This window comes from Algoriphagus terrigena DSM 22685 (assembly GCF_000429445.1).
In the GTDB taxonomy this organism is placed as follows: Bacteria; Bacteroidota; Bacteroidia; order Cytophagales; family Cyclobacteriaceae; genus Algoriphagus; species Algoriphagus terrigena.
Window position 1 is genome coordinate 188,812 of record NZ_AUBW01000008.1, and the last position, 18,162, is coordinate 206,973.

The following is an 18,162-nucleotide window of genomic DNA, read 5'->3' on the forward strand; positions in this document are numbered from 1 at the left end:
AGTCCAGTTTTTTATTAATCTCTAATTTGCGTGAATTATGAGAAATCTAGTCATTGACATTGGCAATACGAGGATCAAGTCGGGGCTTTTTGAAAACGATACACTGATCGCTGACCATGTTTTTGAAGAGTTGGGCGCAGGGCTATCCGTTTGGGAGACACTGGATTTCGATGCCTGCATGATCAGTTCGGTCAGATTTAGGTTCGAGGAACTGGCTGAGCTAGTCCCGTTTCCTTTTCATTTTCTCAGCCCAACTACTCCCCTGCCGGTGACAAATGGATACGCGACGCCGCATACACTGGGTGTCGATCGGATCGCTGCGGCTGCGGGAGCCTGGCAACTGGCCGGTAAAAAGGCGATCCTTGCCATAGATATGGGAAGTTGTATTACTTTCGAGTTCGTGGATGAGCTGGGAGTGTACAGAGGAGGCGCGATAAGTCCCGGGCTGAAGATGCGCGCCAGTGCCATGAATTCATTTACTGCGAGACTTCCCTTGGTTGATGTAGACCGAAAAGCGCCAGATCTCACCGGAGATTCTACGGTCAGCTGCATGCAGGCAGGAATCTGGTACGGAGTTGAGTTTGAACTGACTGGCCAAATCGAAGCCTATCGTCTTAAAATTCCTGAAATAACTGTCTATATCTGCGGGGGTGATTCTCAATCTTTTGAATCATTGGCAAAAGACCACATATTTGTAGTCCCAAATTTAGTCCTTCATGGACTCAATTGTATACTAAACCACAATGTCGAGTAAAAACTGGTTGAAATCGCTGGGTGTGCTATGCACCCTTTTAGTAGTAACAGAGGCCAGAGCGCAGACCAGCTCCTCTACTTACAGTGCCCTGGGAATCGGGGAGTTTAACTATTCCGGCCTTACCCAAAATCAAGGAATGGGCGGAATGGGGATCAGCTATGGTACCGGATGGAACGCCAACAACGTCAATCCCGCGATCACCACGAAAAACACCATCTTCAACTTTCAGGCGGCGCTGAATTACAAGCGCATCAACGTGGACAATGGGACGGAAACTTCCAAGGTGGACGGGGGAGGACTCTCCTACATTGCGCTTTCGTTTCCAATCAAGGTAGGGAAGATGACCTCCGGTATGGGATTGGGGCAGATCACCAGTGTCAACTATCGGCTGAGAGTCGAGAGTGAGGTAGCCAATTCTGATCTTATAGCGAATAATTTTCTCCGCGGTGACGGGGGGATCTCCGAAGCCTATCTCAACTTTGGGTACCTTCTGGCCAAAAACCTCAGCATCGGGGTTCATGGCTCCTACCTTTTTGGCTCCACCATCCGATCCAATACCTTGATCGTGTCAGATGAAGAAGGGGCAGCTGTAGGCAACAATTCGGAATATTACGAAAGATTGACTGTGTCGGACGTGGGGTTCAAGCTCGGTGCACACTACCAGTTAAAAGTTTCTGACAGAGGGAATCTCCACTTAGGAGCCATTTATCAGAAATTAGGGGACGTTAGTGGAACCGGATTTGCAAAACTTGCCGAGATTGGCCAAGCTAGCAACCCGGACTCACAAGGAGACCTGATCGCCAACGATGAGAAGGGAAGCATTTATATTCCCAATCGCTACGGATTCGGTGTGACATATGAGAAAATGAATAAATTTGCCGTCGCGCTTGAAGGTCAGTTTCAGGATTTTGCGAAATACCAGAATTTCTTTGGTGAAGAACTCGATCTGATGGAGGCGAAAAAAGTGGGATTGGGCTTCCAGTTTATACCAGACTACCTTTCGTTTGACAATTTGTTGATGCGGGCAACTTACCGGATCGGGGTGGAATGGATGCAGACTCCCTATTATCTGAATCAAACCAACATCGATGATATCGGCTTGACGCTCGGGGCATCGATACCGGTCAATCAGCTTTCATTGGTCAATATGGCGTTCAAAGCAGGCCGTAGAGGCACGCTGGACAATGGATTGATCAAAGAAAATTACATCAGCTTCACACTCGGATTCTCCCTGAATGACAACAGCTGGTTTTACAAGCGAGTATTTGAATAACATAATTTAAGAATTGAATTAAAAGCAAGGCCTGATACTTGCAACATAGAATTAAGATCAAACCAAAGAAACCGAAATTAAAACCTTACTGAATATGAAAATCAAATCTACTCTTCTAGGACTGGGAGCCTTGCTCCTCTCAGGGTTGGTTCAGGCTCAAGATGGCTGGAACTGGCCAGCTGATGCGGCGCAAGAAGCAAAGGCGAGAGAGCTCAATGCGGCCTATGTGGACTACATGAAGTCCGAGCAGTTTGTGGAAGCTACCAGGCCGCTCAACTGGCTGCTGGTGAATACACCGGAGCTGAACGAATCCATCTACATCAACGGAGTCAACGTGTACAAAGGTGCCGCTGACAAGACTGCCGATGAAGCGAAAAAAGTGGTTTATCAGGACAGCGTGATGGCGATCTATGAGAAAAGACTGACGCTCTATAATAATGAGGCGAAGTGGATAGAAAACAAAGCCTACTTCGGATACTTGTTTTTCAAAGGCGACAAAGCAAAAATTCCTGCAGTCATTGCTGATTTTGAAAAAGCCATTGAATTGAACGGCAATATCAACCACCAATTGGTTGGTGCATATTTCGACCTGGTCTACAGAAACAATGCTTTGAACCAAGCCTACACCGGTGAAGAGGTATTGGCCAAGTATGAGATGGCAAATGGACTCTTAAACAAATCTGAAGCTGAAGGAAAGGATGTCACCAGTTCCAGAAATTTATTGGAGCAAGTATTGGTGAACATGGAACTGATCGACTGCGACTTCATTGAGAACACCATGGGACCTAAATTGGCTGCTGATCCTACCAACGAGGAGTTGGCTAATCAGATCTTCAAGTATTCTGTACAATACAAGTGTTATTCTTCCAATTCTTTCCTGACGGCACTGGAGCTGATCGACTCTAAAAAGCCAACCTTTGCAACATCTCAGGTGAGAGCGATGAGATACATGGCTCAGGGGGATTTTGAGAAAGCTCAGCCTGTGTTGGAAAAAGCCCTGACCTTGGCGGAAAATGACAAGCAAAAAGGCGAGATCAACATGGAATTGGCCAAGGTCCATGCGAAAGCAGGGAGAAAAAGTGATGCTAGAACTTCAGCAAAGACAGCAGCTTCGTTGGATTCCGAACTCACCAGCTCCGCCTGGGGTCTGATCGGCGACCTGTATATGTCAGCATCCAATGATTGTCGTGGCGGTACCAGCCGTGCCAAAGATTATTCAATCTTCATCGCAGCTTACAACGCTTACCAGAAGGCGGGTGATTCCAAAGGAATGGGTGAGGCGAGAGCCAGATTCCCTTCTAAAGAAGAATTATTTACCGAAGGGCTCCAAGTGGGCAGCTCCATCAGCACAGGATGCTGGGTAGGTGAGACAGTGACTTTGTCTACGAGAGATTAAGAATTTCTTTAAAACTAAAAGAGAGGCAGTCCAAAAGGCTGCCTTTTTTCGTTAACCTGAATTGAGACTATTCGATTATCTTTGGCATCAATGAAGTACCGGTATCTGTTTCTTTTGCTCGGAATGGGATTATTTTTCTCCTCTTGTAGAGAAAGTGTAGATCCTGATGCGCTCAAGGTCTACGACGGCCCAATCAGCTCCTCTACCAATATATACTTGGTCAACAGTGACTCAGCGATCGTCAGGTCAGAGATCAAGGCTGGCCGTCAACTGGAATTCCAAAATGGCAACATGGAATTTCCAGAAGGGATCGAAATCAAGTTTTTCACCAAAGACGGAGAATTGGAGACCACGATGGTAGCGGACCGGGGGTACTTCATCAAAGACGAAAACCTATACCGTGGCGAAGGTGATGTCCAAGTCGAAAATTTGATCAAAGACCAAAGTCTAAAAACAGAACTGATTTTCTGGAATAGGGCGACAAAGAAAATCTATACGGATAAGTTTGTGACTATTCGGGAAAGAGGAACCTTGTTTAACGGGACCGGCATGGAATCCGACGACAGCTTTGCCAAATATCAACTCAAGTCGGTCACCGGCCGCACTGAACTACCCGGAGAAGGACTATGAGATCGCGCATGTGGCACACACTGTGATGATTAGTAACTGTGCGAGATTCTCCCTCAGACAGATCGGGACAGGCTATATGACCATTGAAGACAATTATTAAACAGATGAAAATAGGAGATGTATTGATCCTTTCGCTGGCTTTGGCGCTTGTGGTGATCGGAGTTCACCAAAGTATGACCGTCGGAGTAGGCGGATCTTATCCGATTTTCATGTTTGCGGTCGCGATGTTATTTTGGTTTCAGCTGCGAAGAAACAAGGCCGTGCGGACTGACGACGAACCACCGGCTAAACCAGAAAAGAAAAAGAAACGCTGAGCATGGAAACAACCTATTTGCTTTATGTAATCATCTCGTTGGTTTTCTCGGCGTTTTTTTCCGGGATGGAGATTGCATACATCTCGGCCAACAAGCTACAGATCGAGCTTCAGAGTAAGCAAGGCATGCTAAGCGGCAGGATTCTAAGTCAGTTTGTTCAAAAGCCGGGGCAGTTTATCGGTACGACGCTGATCGGAAACACAATCATGCTGGTACTCTACGGCACGTTCATGGCCTTTCTGCTGGACCAGCCACTCAGGTTGATTCTCCCGGATTGGCTTAATAACGAAGCCGTCATTTTGGTGAGCCAGACGGTTCTGTCCACCATGATCGTGTTGGTCACCGGGGAGTTTCTCCCCAAGAGCTTTTTCATGCTGAATCCCAACAGCATGATGACGGTTTTTGCAATTCCGTTTTTTGGCATCTATTACCTGATGTACCCGATTGTCTGGTTGATTGTGGGCCTTTCCCGGCTTTTTATCACCAAGATCCTTCGCTTGGATTACAACGAAGAAAAGCCCGTCTTCACTGTCACCGATCTCAATTCCTTCATCAAGGAACATTTCCGTCAGGCCAACTCCAACAGCAAGATGATGGAAATAGACTCCAAGATTTTTGACAATGCGATCGAGTTTAAAACCGTCCGGATCAGGGAATGCATGATTCCGCGTACGGACATCGTAGCGGTGGAGGTAGACGATACGATCGAAGATCTGAGAGCGGTGTTCTTGGAAAGTGGCCATTCCAAAGTAATCGTCTACCGCGAGACCATCGATGAGGTGATTGGCTATTGCCATCAGTTGGAGCTTTTCCGCAAGCCTAAGACCATCGAGGAAATCCTGACCCCTATCATCATCGCTCCCGAGTCGGCACTGGCCAATGAACTGCTGATCCAGTTTATTCAGGAGCGAAAAAGCCTCGCTTTGGTGGTGGATGAGTTTGGCGGGACGAGCGGGATCGTTTCCATGGAAGATATTATTGAGGAAATTTTCGGAGAAATCGATGACGAATACGATCAAGATGACCTGATCGAGCAAAAGGTCGATGCCGATGAATATCTTCTGAGCGCACGGCATGAGATCGATTATCTCAACGACAAATATGGTTGGGATCTGCCATACGGAGACTTTGAGACGCTTTCCGGGTTGATTTTGTCGCTGACAGAGAACCTGCCAAACAAGGGAGAACATGTGACTTTTGGGAGATACACCTTCACGATTGTGACCAAGTTGGCTCATCGGTTGGAGACTGTCCGGCTGAAAATCAACGAATCAGGGAATTTTTAGATCTGACTTTGTTCTGGGGGAAATTTTGAATTTCGCCCCTAATGCTATTATTTTGCGACACTTCTAAAAAGCGTAGTATCAATAATGGCGTTAATTAAGCAAATAAGACAGCGAACAGGTCTCGCAATCGGTGTAATAGCCGGCGGGTTAATCTTATTCCTTCTCGGTGGGGATCTCTTGAGTCCAAACTCTTCCCTTCTCAATTCCAACCAAAACATCGTCGGTGAAATCGCGGGTGATGAAATCACGCTTGAAGATTATTCTCTCAAAGTAGAGGAGTTCAAGGGGATGTTTCAGCAACGGACTGGACGGGTAGCCTCGGAGCCGGAAATGGTATCGGTAAGAGAGCAAGCTTGGCAGGCGATGATTGTCGAGCGAGTGTTTGACGAGGAATACGAGAAACTCGGTCTGGAGATATCCAGTCAGGAATTGGTGGACATGGTGCAGGGCAAGAATATCGTGCCCGAGCTCAGAGGCCAATTGGTCAATCCACAGACAGGCCAGTTTGACAAGACTCAGCTGATTGCTTTCCTTCAGACCTTGGAGACAGCCGATCCTGCGCAGCAGGCAGCTTGGGCACAGCAAGAGAAGGTTTTTGCCCAGTCTAGACTACGGATCAAATACGACAACTTATTGGCGACTTCTGAGTACGCGACGACCGCGGAAGCGAAACTCGAATACAAAGCCGCAAATACGATCGCTGACGCATCTGTTCTTTTTGTGCCCTACTATGTTATTCCTGACGGAGAGATCAAGATCGAAGACAGCGAGTTGACAGCTTATTTGAACAAAAACCAGGACAAATTCACGGTTGGAAATACCGCAAACTTGGAATACGTCTCTTTCAGCATCTTGCCAAGCGGAGAGGATTCTGCGGAAGTTATCTCCAAGATCAACGAACTGACTGAGGAGCTGAGAACTGCTACAAATGACTCTGCTTTGGTCAGCCAAAATTCTGACATCCAGAATCCATTTGCAACCTTCAGACCAGGTGATCAGCTTCCAACTAGCCTTACCTCGAATGCAGGTGAGATCGTAGCTGGACAGACTTACGGTCCCTATGTCACTGCAAATTCCACGTATGTGACCTACAAGGTGTCTAGCCAGTACGAAGGAACTCCAAGAATGAGAGCGTCCCATATCCTCTTCAGTACCGAAGGAATGGACGAAGCCGGCAAGGCCGCTGTCAAAACTCAGGCTGAGACGGTGCTAGCCGATGTCAAAGCCAACGGAAACTTTGCCGTCGCTGCCAGACAACATGGTCAAGACGGTACCGCACAGAACGGCGGAGATCTGGGTTGGTTCGCCAAGGAAGATTTCGTAGACCAATTTTCAGATGCTGCCTATGGCGCCAGTTCTATCGGCCTATTGCCTAGTCTAGTTGAGACCGAATATGGTTACCACATCATTGACGTGACAGAGCTTCCACAATCAACCTACACCAAGCTTGCTGTGTTGGAGCTCGAGCTCGTTGCCTCAGACGCAACCAGAAACGAAGCATTTAGAAACGCGGATGCATTCGCAGCGGAAAGTGGAAACAGAAATGAATTCACTGAAAATGCTACTGAAAAAGGCTACAGAATCCTTCAGGCAAATGGAGTAGATGCTACTTCAAGAAACCTCAACAACATGCAAAATGCCCGTGAGATCATCATTTGGGCGTTTGGTGAGGCATCTCCGGGTGAAGTGTCTGATGTCAAAGAATTAGACAATTCCTATGTAGTTTCAGCTTTGGTCAGCAAGAAAGAAGAAGGCGAAGCCAAACTGGAAGACGTACGAGACCAAGTGACCCAAGAGGTACTTAAGGAGAAGAAAGCTGCTCTTATAGCTGAAAAATTGGCCGGAAAAACTACGCTGGAAGAAATGAAGGCAGTTTATTCAGATGCAGCCATCAATGAAGTTCCTGATTTGAGATTGAATGCCTCGGTCATTGCCGGTATCGGTTTTGCGCCAAAAGCAATTGGATCCATCTTCGGTCTGCAGTCTGCCGGTCAGGTGACTAAGCCTGTTCAGGAAGACATCGGAGTGTTGGTAGGCCGACTAAATAGTCTGACCCCTGCTGCCGAGATCGGAGACTATACTTCTTTCCAGACTCAGTTGTCAATGGGTGGTGCTCAGAGAATGACCTATACCATCATGATGGCGCTTCAGGATTTGGCTGATGTCAAGGATTACAGATACAAATACTATTAAGGAATAATTTTCCAAAAGGGAACCCATGTCGTAAGGCATGGGTTTTTTTGTTGGTTTAAATTTTAGACAGAAAGGAGTAAGTTTACCCATGGATAAGAAGTTTGACAAAGCTGCGTTTAAAGAAAAGCTGGAAGCTTCGGGCGAGTTTCCGATGCTTTACATGTTCAAGTTTATCGTACCCACTGGAACTGAGCATGAAATCGCAGCCCTGTTTCCCAAAAACGAAGTGGTTCTCAAGCCGAGTTCGGGGGGCAAGTACATCAGCACCACCATTCAGGTGATGATGGACAGCGCGGATCAGATCATCCATATTTACGAGCGGGCTTCAGATATCGAAGGCCTAATTTCATTCTAAACCAAAGGGACCATGTGGAAAGAAGAAGACAACCGATTGAAAAAGACCTTCAAATTTTCTGATTTTCAGGAGGCATTTGCTTTTATGACCCGAGTGGCCTTCTTGGCGGAAAAACAGAATCACCACCCGAATTGGTCTAATGCCTACGACACCGTCGAAATCGAGTTGACCTCCCACGATGCGGGAAACAAGGTAACGGACCGAGACCATAAGTTGGCCAAGGCGATTGATAAGATTTTGGAATGAGCGAGTCACGAATCAGTCTTTTTCTGGTTCCGACACCCATCGGGAACCTCAAAGACATTACACTTCGGGCCATTGAGGTATTAAAGACCGTCGACATCATCCTGGCCGAGGACACACGCACAAGCGGAATCTTGCTCAAGCATTTAGAGATTTCCAGACCGCTTCAGAGCTATCATATTTTCAACGAGCACAAGGCCGTGGAGAAACTGGTGGAGCGAATGAGGAAAGGAGAAGTCTTCGCGCTGGTCAGCGATGCGGGCACTCCCGCCATTTCAGATCCGGGATTTCTGCTCGTCAGGGAGGTGTTGTCTGCGGGGCTGGAAGTGCAGTGCCTGCCAGGCCCGACGGCTTTCGTTCCTGCTTTGGTCAACAGTGGCTTGCCCAATGACCGCTTTGTCTTCGAAGGCTTTTTGCCACACAAGAAGGGGCGGAAAACCCGCATAGATTCGCTTCAGGAGGAAACTCGGACTCTTATTTTTTATGAATCTCCACACCGTCTGATCAAGACATTGGAGCAACTCGGGGAAGCCTTTGGTGCCGACCGACAGGCCTGTGTGTCGCGGGAATTGTCCAAGCTGCACGAGGAAAATGTGCGCGGTAGTCTGGCGGAGCTCATCGAGTACTACGAAAGTAATCCGCTGAAAGGCGAGATTGTGCTCGTCGTCGCGGGAAAAGAGGAAAAGAAAGAAACCCGTGAGGAAAGGCAGGCGTCCAAGATGGAAAAGTGGAACAAGTCGGAATAGGTCTCAGACGAGCATTTGCCTGCGATTCTTAAGTTTGTCTTTCGTGTTTTATTTTTCAAAACCATTAACCATTAACCATTAACCATTAACCATTAACCATTAACCATTACATGCATTCCCAAGAACAACTTAGTACACTCTTAGAGCAAACTCAGGAAGTCGCAAAAAGGGTCGGAGCGTTTATCCGAAAAGAGAGGCAACATTTTGACATTGGGAGGGTCGAACACAAGGGGTTCAATGACTTGGTTTCTTACGTGGACAAAGAGGCCGAGCGGCAAATCGTAGAAAGTCTGATCGAGATTCTACCCGAAGCAGGATTCATCACCGAGGAGGGGACGAATACCACATTGGCGGAAGTGTACAATTGGGTCATCGACCCACTGGATGGCACGACGAATTTCATTCACGGGATTCCTTTTTTTGCGGTAAGCATCGCCTTGATGGAAAGAGACGAATTGATCTTGGGCGTCGTCTACGAGGTCAACCGCCACGAATGCTTTTACGCGATGAAGGGCGGCGGGGCGTTCTGCAACGATACCCGCATCAAAGTAAGCGCTGCTCCGACACTTTCTGCATCGCTGATTTCCACTGGATTTCCCTATTACAACTTTGACCTGATCGACCGATATCTCAACTCAATGAAGTCTCTGATGGAGAAAACCCACGGATTGAGACGGATGGGTTCGGCGGCTGTGGATCTCTGCTATGTGGCCGCTGGGCGGACAGAGGGCTTTTTTGAGTACAATCTCAACTCTTATGACGTCGCCGCCGGCGCTTTGATCGTACAGGAAGCCGGAGGCATAGTCACTGATTTTTCCGGTGGGTCCGACTTTGTCTTTGGGAGAAAGATCGTCGCCAGCAACGGGATTATCCATGCTGAATTTCGTGCGGCGCTGGACGAACATTGGAAAGATCTATCCTAAAAAGTAGTACCACGCCACTAGGCTAGCAGCCGAGATCGGCATTCCCAAGCCTGAAAGCAGGGTTGCCAGCTTCGGGTTTAGCCCAAACTGCATGGCAACGATGGACCCGGTTATCATCGGGGCCATCCCGCTTTCCATGACCGTGACTTTGAGATCGAGGGAATCTGTGGGAATAAAATTTCGGTAAAGCAACCAAACTACCGCAGGTGCCAGGATCAGCCGATAGCCGAGCCCATACCAGAAGAACCGCGAGGCAAGAGAGTCTCTATCTACCGAAAACTTCAATCCAATAGCCAGCAGCGCCATCGGCGGCATCGTTTTGCCGATCAGCTGAAGGAAAGGAATTAGGAATTCGGGGGTTTTGACCTGAAAGAGACTCATCAATAAAGTACCCACGAGGAAGCCGAAAGGCGGGAATTTGATGATCTTCAGGGGTACTTTTGCCAAGCTCTCGCTGTGATTGCCGTAGATCGAGCCCACCAGAATTGACAGGGACGATACGATCAAAAAGGACCCGCCCTGGTCAATTAGCAGCGCCGTCGGCAAACCTACTTTTCCATAGAGTCCCTCGATGACCGGAAAACCCAAGAATGAAGTATTGGCAAGTCCGGCGACGATGATCAGACACCCAGTGGTGTTTTTCCCCCAGTTTAATTTTTTCCCAAGCAATCCGAAGATCAGCCAGGAAAGCAAAAACGTGAGCCAAGCCGAAGAAATAGGAATCAATAAGCCCCAAGTTGGTTTGATCTCCGGAATGTAGAGAAGAGCCAGTGCCGGTAAGACGATCTTGATGAGATAAGATTGGACCCAGTCCGAGGCAGTTTTGGTAGGGAAGCCGGGGAGCTTTTGGAGGAAAAGCCCCAAAAAAAGACAGCCCGCAGCGATGATTACTCCTGTCATGCCCGAATATGTGTAAACTTATTTTTAAATAACATAAAATTAACGAAGCGCTATTGTATACACTTGAATATCAATATACTTTTGTGGCGAAGCAAAATTTTTCCTATGACTAAATTGATACCGATTTTTATAGATGGCAAGACCTGGATTCAACTTTCCCAGCTCACCGTCGATCAGGCCCGATCCCTCAAGTCTTTCCTTCCAGTACACAGCCTCACAAAAATCCTTTTCCAGGGCATAGAGCTTAGTGACTGTCTTGACTTTGACACTTACGAATATTGGTTCAAAAGCCAGCAAATCACAGGGCAGCGACAGGCTACGCTCGATTTCTAAGTCGGACCTAATCTAACCCGTAGTTTTTCCGCTTTTCAGCAAAGTATTTGGACAGCTCGGGATAGACGTCACTTTCAGCCTGGGGAATGCCATCCAGCACCAATTCGATATTTCCCTCCACCGCGTCCTGATTGAGCTGCATTCCCTCGATCAGATAAATTACATCTTCAAACGACAGCGGTTCCCAAGTGCTCGACGGGTAGAGCATGTACTCGTTGCCGTAGAAATCCACCACTTCGAACTGAATTTTCCCCTCCAAAAAGTGCGCATAGAGACTGATCTGCTCACCCCAGGTGCTTTCCGGATAGCGCAGTCTCACCAGCAAGACAGACGTGCTGTCATTTTTAAAGTAGGTTTCGGGTTGATACTTGAAATCAAACATGGTCTAAAATTAAGGTGATTATTCACAATTACGACCCTGCGGTAAGCTGAATGAAGTTGTCGGACACCGGCGCCTCAAATGTCGGGAAATCAAGGGTTTTTTCCCGTCGGTGGAATTTCCCTGACAACTTTGACGCCTGGCCTTTTTCATTCCTTTTTTCACATTGGATAATAAGGACTTTAAGGCTATTTTTGGGCTCGTTTTCAAAACGACCGGATTTCTACCGGTAATCTTTCTTTGCTTTCAAACCCCTGATTATGAAAAGAGATTCGCTTGTTTTCGACCTTATTGCCAAAGAAGAAGACAGACAAAAGAGAGGCATCGAGCTGATCGCTTCCGAAAATTTCACCAGCAAACAAGTAATGGAAGCTGCTGGCAGCGTCCTGACCAATAAATATGCGGAAGGCTTGCCCGGCAAGCGCTACTACGGCGGCTGCGAAGTAGTCGATGAGATCGAGCAGATCGCGATTGATCGGGTCAAAAAACTTTTCGGCGCCGGTTGGGCCAACGTTCAGCCGCACTCCGGAGCTCAGGCCAATGCCGCTGTGATGCTGGCATGCCTTAAGCCGGGCGATGCAATCTTGGGTTTTGACCTTTCCCACGGTGGACACCTGACTCACGGTTCTCCGGTGAACTTCTCCGGTAAGCTCTATCAGCCGAATTTCTACGGCGTGGAAGAGGAGACCGGTATGATTGATTACGACAAGGTGGAAGAAAAAGCTTTGGCAGTAATGCCGAAGATGATCATCTGCGGAGCTTCGGCTTATTCCAGAGACTGGGACTACGAAAGATTGAGAGAAATTGCCGACGAAGTCGGAGCGCTTTTGCTTGCGGACGTCTCCCACCCAGCCGGATTGATCGCCAGAGGACTGCTCAACGATCCTTTGGAGCATTGCCATATCGTGACAACCACGACTCACAAGACGCTCAGAGGCCCTAGAGGCGGCTTGATCATGATGCGGGAAGATTTTGACAACCCGTGGGGACTGACTACTCCAAAAGGAGAAATCAGAAAGATGTCGGCCCTTCTCGATATGGGCGTGTTTCCAGGTACGCAAGGCGGACCACTGGAGCACATCATCGCTGCCAAAGCGATTGCTTTCGAAGAGGCGCTTTCGGATGATTACATGGAATATGTGCTTCAGGTGAAAAAGAATGCATCCGTAATGGCGGATAAGTTCGTAAGTCTCGGATACCAGCTTATCTCTGGCGGTACAGACAATCACCTCATGCTCATCGATCTGAGAAATAAAGAACTGACTGGAAAACTTGCCGAGGAAACTCTCGGAAAAGTGGACATCACGATCAATAAAAACATGGTTCCATTCGATACCAAGTCGCCTTTTGTGACCTCCGGTATGAGAATTGGCACCGCCGCAGTGACTACGCGTGGACTGAAAGAAGACGATATGCTAAAGATCGTCTCCTTGATCGACCGTGCGCTTGTCAACCATTCTGACGAAGCCGAGCTTGCCAAAATCAAAGCCGAAGTCAATAGCTGGATGGTTCAATTTCCTTTGTACTAACTACTGAATCCCCAAAAGTGGCCCTAGACCAAAATCAAGACGAAGAGGAAGAAGGCGGAATGTCGTTTTTGGATCATTTGGAGGCATTGCGCTTCCACATACTTCGATCCGTTGCTGCGATACTGATCCTCTCCGTTGCCGCCTTCATGGCGAAAGACATCGTATTTGGAATGATCATCCTTGGTCCTTCCAAGGTTGATTTCTTCACATACAGAATTCTCTGTGAATTGAGCAATTACCTCGGAGTTTCCGCTCTTTGTATCGACGAACTGCCGTTTACGATCCAAAGCAGGCAGATGACCGGACAGTTCACCATGCACATGACTTCCAGTTTTGTCGTGGGATTTATCGTCGCCTTTCCCTACGTTTTCTGGGAAATCTGGAGATTCATCAGCCCCGGACTGTATGACAAGGAAGCAAACGCAGCAAGAGGCGCAGTACTCTTCGTCAGCTTCCTGTTTTTGACCGGAGCGGCATTTGGGTATTTTATACTCTCGCCCCTATCGATCAATTTCCTTGCAAACTATCAACTGGATCCCACGATTCTCAACGAGTTTGACATTACTTCCTATGTGACCACGCTGACAATGCTGGTATTGGCCTCGGCCATCATGTTCCAGCTGCCGGTGGTGATTTATTTCCTATCCATGTCGGGCTTGGTGACGTCCAGGATGCTGAAGGATTACCGCAGACATTCGATTGTCGTGATCCTGATAGTCTCTGCTATCATCACTCCTCCGGATGTGATCAGCCAGCTCTTGATCGCCATGCCGATCTTGGTGCTCTATGAGGTGGGAATCGGGATCGCCAAGCGACTGGAAAAGAAGAGGGCAATTAAAAAAGCACTGGAAGACGCTGAAGAAGCAGCGGCAACAAACGACTAATTCCAAGGACTATGGCTAAGAAAATCGCAATCGGTGGAGACCATGCAGGATTTGAATACAAAGGTCAATTGATCGAAAAGCTGACTGGTCTTGGCTACGAGGTGAAAGACTTTGGCCCGTTTTCTACCGCTTCGGTGGACTATCCAGACTATGTGCATCCGCTCTGTACCGCTATCGAAGGCGGAGAGTACGAGCTTGGCGTTGTGATCTGCGGAAGCGGCAACGGGGTCGCAATAACAGCCAACAAGCATCAGGGAATCCGTGCCGCACTTTGCTGGAACGAGGACTTGGCTGCATTGGCCCGCCAGCATAACAACGCCAATGTCATCGCGCTTCCCGCACGATTCATCTCCTACGAACATGCGGAACGACTCACCGAGATTTTCCTGACGACCCCGTTTGAGGGCGGAAGGCATCAGAATAGAGTGGACAAAATAGCCTGTAGCTAAGCTCTTGCTAGAACTTATATTAATGGCCCCGGAGATCTCTCCGGGGCTTTTTTTTGAAGAGTCTGTTCCTCACAGAAAACCCAATTGTTCGAGAAGCTCAAGCCCTATTGTTGCAGAGCCAGCGTGTTTAGTGAATTGCTTTGTTTGTTGACCCGGACGATTTGTATCCTCACGGGGTACAACTAGCGGGATGGTTTCATTTCCTGATTTTTATCAGGGTTTCACTTGCTGCTTAGAATGGAATATTTGCTGTAAATTTTAGGCATACAACCCACTCGAACATGTATCCCGACTCCGGCTCTACTCCCACTCCGTCTGGTTCCAACCAGGTGATTCACTATGCTCTGCAGTTGTTGGCTCTGGCAATCCTGCTGGTTTGGAGCTTCAATATCCTAGCGCCATTTTTGATCCCGATGCTCTGGGGGGCGGTTTTTGCGTCCTCTTTTTTTCCGATTCATGAAAAACTCATCGGAAAGTTTGGTTGGAAAAATGGGCTTTCGGCCACGTTTATCACCTTGGTGGCTCTTGCGGTTTTGATCGCTCCGGCGGTATTCTTCATGATGGCGGGAGCAAGTGAGATCAAAGAACTCGCAGAACACATCCGGGACGGGGATTTGGTGATCCCTCCTCCAAATGAACAGATAAAATCTTGGCCATTGATAGGCGAGAAAGCTTTTGCTTTTTGGACTGAGGCCTCCACCAATGTGACGTTGACTATTCAAGAGCACCAAGACCAGCTGAAACCTTTACTTCTGAAGCTGGTGGCACTCCTCAAAAATACTGCTGGCGGGGTTTTGTTGCTGATGGTTTCTATCATTATCAGTGGGATCATGTTGGCGTACGAGAAAGAGGAAAGCGATTTTGCCCGTAAATTTTTCGTGAGGCTCGCCGGTAAAAAAGGCGAGGAAATGGCAGGCGTAGCCACGCAAACCGTCCAAAATGTGGTCAAAGGTATCCTCGGAGTAGCGGCTATTCAAACAATTTTTGTAGGAATTGGCCTGCTGGTGGCGGGAATCCCATTTGCGGGACTTTGGATTATTCTTTCCTTGATTCTGGCGATTGTTCAGATTGGAATTTTGCCGGTGTCCATCGGGGTGATCATCTACATCTGGACGACAGGCGACACGGTCACCGCGACTATTCTGACCATTTGGATGCTCGTCGTCGGTTTGATGGACAACGTGCTAAAGCCGATTCTCTTAGGAAAAGGGGCTACAGTGCCTATGCTAGTGGTGTTCTTGGGAGCGATTGGTGGCTTTATTTACTCCGGATTTATCGGACTGTTTACAGGAGCGATCGTCATGACACTGGCCTACAAGCTCGGTGTAGAATGGCTTAATTCTGGAAGTCGACCTCAGAGCTAGTATTTTTGCTCACCATTTCCTGTTTATTGAAAAGTTAAGTAAAGTGAACAGATTCGCTGAACTTACCCACTACTGGCAAAAAAAGCCCCAACAAGCTGAAAACTTATTGGGGCTTTTTTATGAGGTTCAGGCCTTCCGAATCAATTGGATTCGCGATGATTCTTGTGTTGGGATTTGATTTCCTCCAGCTCTTGCTTTAGATCCTCGAGAGCTGCTTTTGCAGAGACTTTTCCGGCGTCAATTGATTCTTTGATTTCTTCCTTGGTCAGGCCTTCTTTTTCAAGATCCTTGATGAGTCGTTTGATTTCCCGATCCAGTTTTTTGTCATTGATTTTTTCACCGTTGATGACCAGTTCATCGCTGGCAGTGATCTCGATCCTGAAGCCGTCCTTCTTTTTGGAGGTCTCGATGGTGCAGGAGTTTAGGCAGAAAGCTGCCATCAGTCCCAGAGCGGGTATTAGGTTTTTTTTCATCGTTTCTATCTTGAACGAGGACTTTTGAAATTGGATTTGTTGAAAAACGACATTTGGGTACTAAAGAGTGGCGTCGCCTCGGCTTACCTGATCTGCCAGAATGATCGCGTTGTACAAGTTGGCGATCTTGCCGGTTTTGGATATTTCCGAAAGCGGCTTTTCGAGTTCGCCGAGCTCGCCTATCGTTACGACGACTTGCGGAGCAATGCCGGATTTCATGATGATTTGCTTGACTTGTACCGCGGTAAGTTGCGGATAGTAGGATCTGATCAACGCCGCCATTCCCGCTACAGCTGGCGCAGCCATCGAGGTGCCACCCTGAAACTCGTAGGTATTGCTCGGCATCGTAGAATAAATTTCATCACCTGGAGCAAAGATGTCTAGACTTTCCTTCCCATAATTGGAAAAAGAAGCGACCATATCCGTGTCGAAGCTTGGAGTGAGCGCTCCAACGGTAATTACATTGTCCACAAACTCAGGTGAAATTTGAGACTTGTTGTCATTGGGGAAATTCTTGTTCTCTGGATTATCCAGGTCTGCGCCGTCATTTCCGGCGGCCTGCACAAACAATACGTCCTTGGAAGCTGCATATTCCAGAGCTTCATAGACCCACTCGGCATTTGGAGAAAAGTCTTTTCCAAAGCTCGCGTTGATCACTTTCGCACCATTATCCACGGCATAGCGAATAGCCAGCGCCACGTCTTTGTCATATTCATCTCCATCGGGCACGGTGCGCACGCTCATGATCGAGACATTTTTGGCCACCCCGTTTATTCCTTTTTTATTGCCACGTGTGGCGGCAATGATTCCGGCGACATGGGTTCCATGGCTCTCGTCCTTGTCTCGGAAATTGGGATTTCCATTTCCGTACTTCGTGTCGTTGATATCGTAGGGATTGTCGCCGACCGAAGTTCTGCCATCGTACTTGACATTTAAGTGATACTCCAATTGACTTTTGTAGTAGGTGATGCCATCATTCAGGTCTTTGAGCGCGGTGGGGATATCCTGTCCCATCCCCATGACCTGCTTCAACACGCCGACGAGCTGTTCTTGTTGGGGATTTTTGGGCTGATATTTTTCAAGATCTGCCAAAGAATAGTATTCCTTTCCCAGTTCTTTCTGAATATTCTGATGTGCCATACTTACAAACTGCTGGATCTCCTCCAGTTGAGGCAGGGATTCTTTTGCTTCAGGCAGTTCACTTTCCAAACTTGCTTTGGCTTCGGCTTGGTAAGCAGCATCACCGATCTTCAAGCGGATGATCCTGGTGGACTCCTTTTGCTCATGATAGGATTCGCCGAGGAAATTATAGCCATGGATATCGTCAATATAGCCGTTTCCATCGTTGTCGATGCCATCGCCGGGGACTTCGTCTTTGTTGACCCAAAGTACGTCTTTGATGTCCTCATGAGCCAGGTCTATGCCGGAGTCGATGACTCCCACGATCACTTTTTCACCTTTTCGTTTTTTCAAGAGCTCGGTATAGGCCCGATCCACGCTCATGCCGGGCACAGTGTCCGTGGCCGGATCCAAATGACTCCAATATTTGGCCTGGGATTCGGATAACTCTGAGATTCGGGGGGAACTGGTTGAATAGGAAATCGGAGGGGCGGTAATCACAGCAGACGAGCTGCAACCCATGACCAGCAGCCCGAAAGTCAAGCCAGCCAGTGATTTAGAAAAGGATTTAATCATAACCCAAAAGTAACGATCAAACCGGAATAGGGGGATAGGAAAG

Annotated in this window: 20 protein-coding genes; 16 read left to right on the plus strand and 4 right to left on the minus strand. The window is 47.9% G+C overall.

The window, feature by feature from the left end; translation table 11 throughout:
- The first annotated feature begins 37 nt into the window (after nt 1-37).
- The 11 genes from G459_RS0109190 (at nt 38) to G459_RS27120 (ending at nt 10,113) form a co-directional block, all read left to right on the plus strand.
- The gene (locus tag G459_RS0109190; protein WP_026967395.1) at nt 38-754 is read left to right on the plus strand and encodes a type III pantothenate kinase; all 717 of its coding nucleotides are present in this window, start codon (nt 38-40) and stop codon (nt 752-754) included.
- The gene (gene bamG, locus G459_RS0109195; protein ID WP_026967396.1) at nt 744-2,027 is read left to right on the plus strand and encodes a BamG family beta-barrel-assembly machinery protein; all 1,284 of its coding nucleotides are present in this window, start codon (nt 744-746) and stop codon (nt 2,025-2,027) included. The genes G459_RS0109190 and bamG overlap by 11 nt, the downstream gene beginning before the upstream one ends.
- Before the next feature lie 94 nt (nt 2,028-2,121).
- A complete protein-coding gene (locus G459_RS0109200) occupies nt 2,122-3,423 on the plus strand; it encodes a tetratricopeptide repeat protein (protein WP_026967397.1) in 1,302 nt (433 codons plus the stop codon).
- A 90-nt stretch (nt 3,424-3,513) separates the two neighbouring features.
- The gene (gene lptC, locus G459_RS0109205) at nt 3,514-4,053 is read left to right on the plus strand and encodes an LPS export ABC transporter periplasmic protein LptC (protein WP_051315146.1); all 540 of its coding nucleotides are present in this window, start codon (nt 3,514-3,516) and stop codon (nt 4,051-4,053) included.
- A 104-nt stretch (nt 4,054-4,157) separates the two neighbouring features.
- A complete protein-coding gene (locus tag G459_RS0109210) occupies nt 4,158-4,367 on the plus strand; it encodes a hypothetical protein (RefSeq protein ID WP_026967399.1) in 210 nt (69 codons plus the stop codon).
- A gap of 2 nt (nt 4,368-4,369) precedes the next feature.
- The gene (locus G459_RS0109215; protein ID WP_026967400.1) at nt 4,370-5,653 is read left to right on the plus strand and encodes a hemolysin family protein; all 1,284 of its coding nucleotides are present in this window, start codon (nt 4,370-4,372) and stop codon (nt 5,651-5,653) included.
- 84 nt (nt 5,654-5,737) lie between these two features.
- Nucleotides 5,738-7,846, plus strand: a complete 2,109-nt coding sequence (locus G459_RS0109220; protein WP_026967401.1) for a SurA N-terminal domain-containing protein — start codon at nt 5,738-5,740, stop codon at nt 7,844-7,846.
- Between the two features lie 88 nt (nt 7,847-7,934).
- Nucleotides 7,935-8,201: a DUF493 domain-containing protein gene (locus tag G459_RS0109225; protein ID WP_026967402.1), complete on the plus strand. Its 267-nt coding sequence runs from the start codon at nt 7,935-7,937 to the stop codon at nt 8,199-8,201.
- Nucleotides 8,202-8,213: 12 nt separating this feature from the next.
- On the plus strand, nt 8,214-8,447 hold the full coding sequence (locus tag G459_RS0109230; RefSeq protein ID WP_026967403.1) for a 4a-hydroxytetrahydrobiopterin dehydratase: 234 nt from the start codon (nt 8,214-8,216) through the stop codon (nt 8,445-8,447).
- Nucleotides 8,444-9,190 carry a 16S rRNA (cytidine(1402)-2'-O)-methyltransferase gene (gene rsmI, locus G459_RS27115; RefSeq protein ID WP_051315147.1) on the plus strand — a complete coding sequence of 249 codons (747 nt, stop codon included), beginning with the start codon at nt 8,444-8,446 and terminating at the stop codon, nt 9,188-9,190. Before G459_RS0109230 ends, rsmI begins: the two co-directional genes overlap by 4 nt.
- 110 nt (nt 9,191-9,300) lie before the next feature.
- The gene (locus tag G459_RS27120; RefSeq protein ID WP_035455497.1) at nt 9,301-10,113 is read left to right on the plus strand and encodes an inositol monophosphatase family protein; all 813 of its coding nucleotides are present in this window, start codon (nt 9,301-9,303) and stop codon (nt 10,111-10,113) included.
- Here the strand turns inward: G459_RS27120 and G459_RS0109245 are convergent.
- Nucleotides 10,105-11,013 (minus strand): AEC family transporter, encoded by a 909-nt coding sequence (locus G459_RS0109245; RefSeq protein ID WP_026967404.1) that lies wholly within the window; start codon nt 11,011-11,013, stop codon nt 10,105-10,107. The genes G459_RS27120 and G459_RS0109245 overlap by 9 nt on opposite strands.
- Nucleotides 11,014-11,118: 105 nt before the next feature.
- Here G459_RS0109245 and G459_RS0109250 point away from each other — a divergent pair, with 105 nt between their 5' ends.
- Complete coding sequence (locus G459_RS0109250; protein ID WP_026967405.1) at nt 11,119-11,346, plus strand: hypothetical protein; 228 nt, start codon at nt 11,119-11,121, stop codon at nt 11,344-11,346.
- A 7-nt stretch (nt 11,347-11,353) separates the two neighbouring features.
- Here G459_RS0109250 and G459_RS0109255 read toward each other — a convergent pair whose 3' ends face one another.
- Complete coding sequence (locus G459_RS0109255; RefSeq protein ID WP_026967406.1) at nt 11,354-11,728, minus strand: hypothetical protein; 375 nt, start codon at nt 11,726-11,728, stop codon at nt 11,354-11,356.
- A gap of 257 nt (nt 11,729-11,985) precedes the next feature.
- Between G459_RS0109255 and glyA the strand changes: the two genes are divergently transcribed.
- The 4 genes from glyA to G459_RS0109275 all read left to right on the plus strand — a co-directional run bounded on the left by glyA (nt 11,986) and on the right by G459_RS0109275 (nt 15,951).
- Nucleotides 11,986-13,254, plus strand: a complete 1,269-nt coding sequence (gene glyA, locus G459_RS0109260) for a serine hydroxymethyltransferase (protein WP_026967407.1) — start codon at nt 11,986-11,988, stop codon at nt 13,252-13,254.
- 17 nt (nt 13,255-13,271) lie between these two features.
- Complete coding sequence (gene tatC / locus G459_RS0109265; RefSeq protein WP_035455499.1) at nt 13,272-14,138, plus strand: twin-arginine translocase subunit TatC; 867 nt, start codon at nt 13,272-13,274, stop codon at nt 14,136-14,138.
- Nucleotides 14,139-14,149: 11 nt separating this feature from the next.
- Nucleotides 14,150-14,587: a ribose 5-phosphate isomerase B gene (gene rpiB / locus G459_RS0109270; RefSeq protein WP_026967409.1), complete on the plus strand. Its 438-nt coding sequence runs from the start codon at nt 14,150-14,152 to the stop codon at nt 14,585-14,587.
- Nucleotides 14,588-14,868: 281 nt separating this feature from the next.
- A complete protein-coding gene (locus tag G459_RS0109275; protein ID WP_051315148.1) occupies nt 14,869-15,951 on the plus strand; it encodes an AI-2E family transporter in 1,083 nt (360 codons plus the stop codon).
- Nucleotides 15,952-16,091: 140 nt separating this feature from the next.
- Here G459_RS0109275 and G459_RS0109280 read toward each other — a convergent pair whose 3' ends face one another.
- Both G459_RS0109280 and G459_RS0109285 read right to left on the minus strand, forming a co-directional pair.
- Nucleotides 16,092-16,424: a hypothetical protein gene (locus G459_RS0109280; protein WP_026967411.1), complete on the minus strand. Its 333-nt coding sequence runs from the start codon at nt 16,422-16,424 to the stop codon at nt 16,092-16,094.
- A 60-nt stretch (nt 16,425-16,484) separates the two neighbouring features.
- Nucleotides 16,485-18,119, minus strand: coding sequence for a S8 family peptidase (locus tag G459_RS0109285; RefSeq protein WP_026967412.1), 1,635 nt, complete (start codon nt 18,117-18,119; stop codon nt 16,485-16,487).
- Nucleotides 18,120-18,162 lie beyond the last annotated feature (43 nt).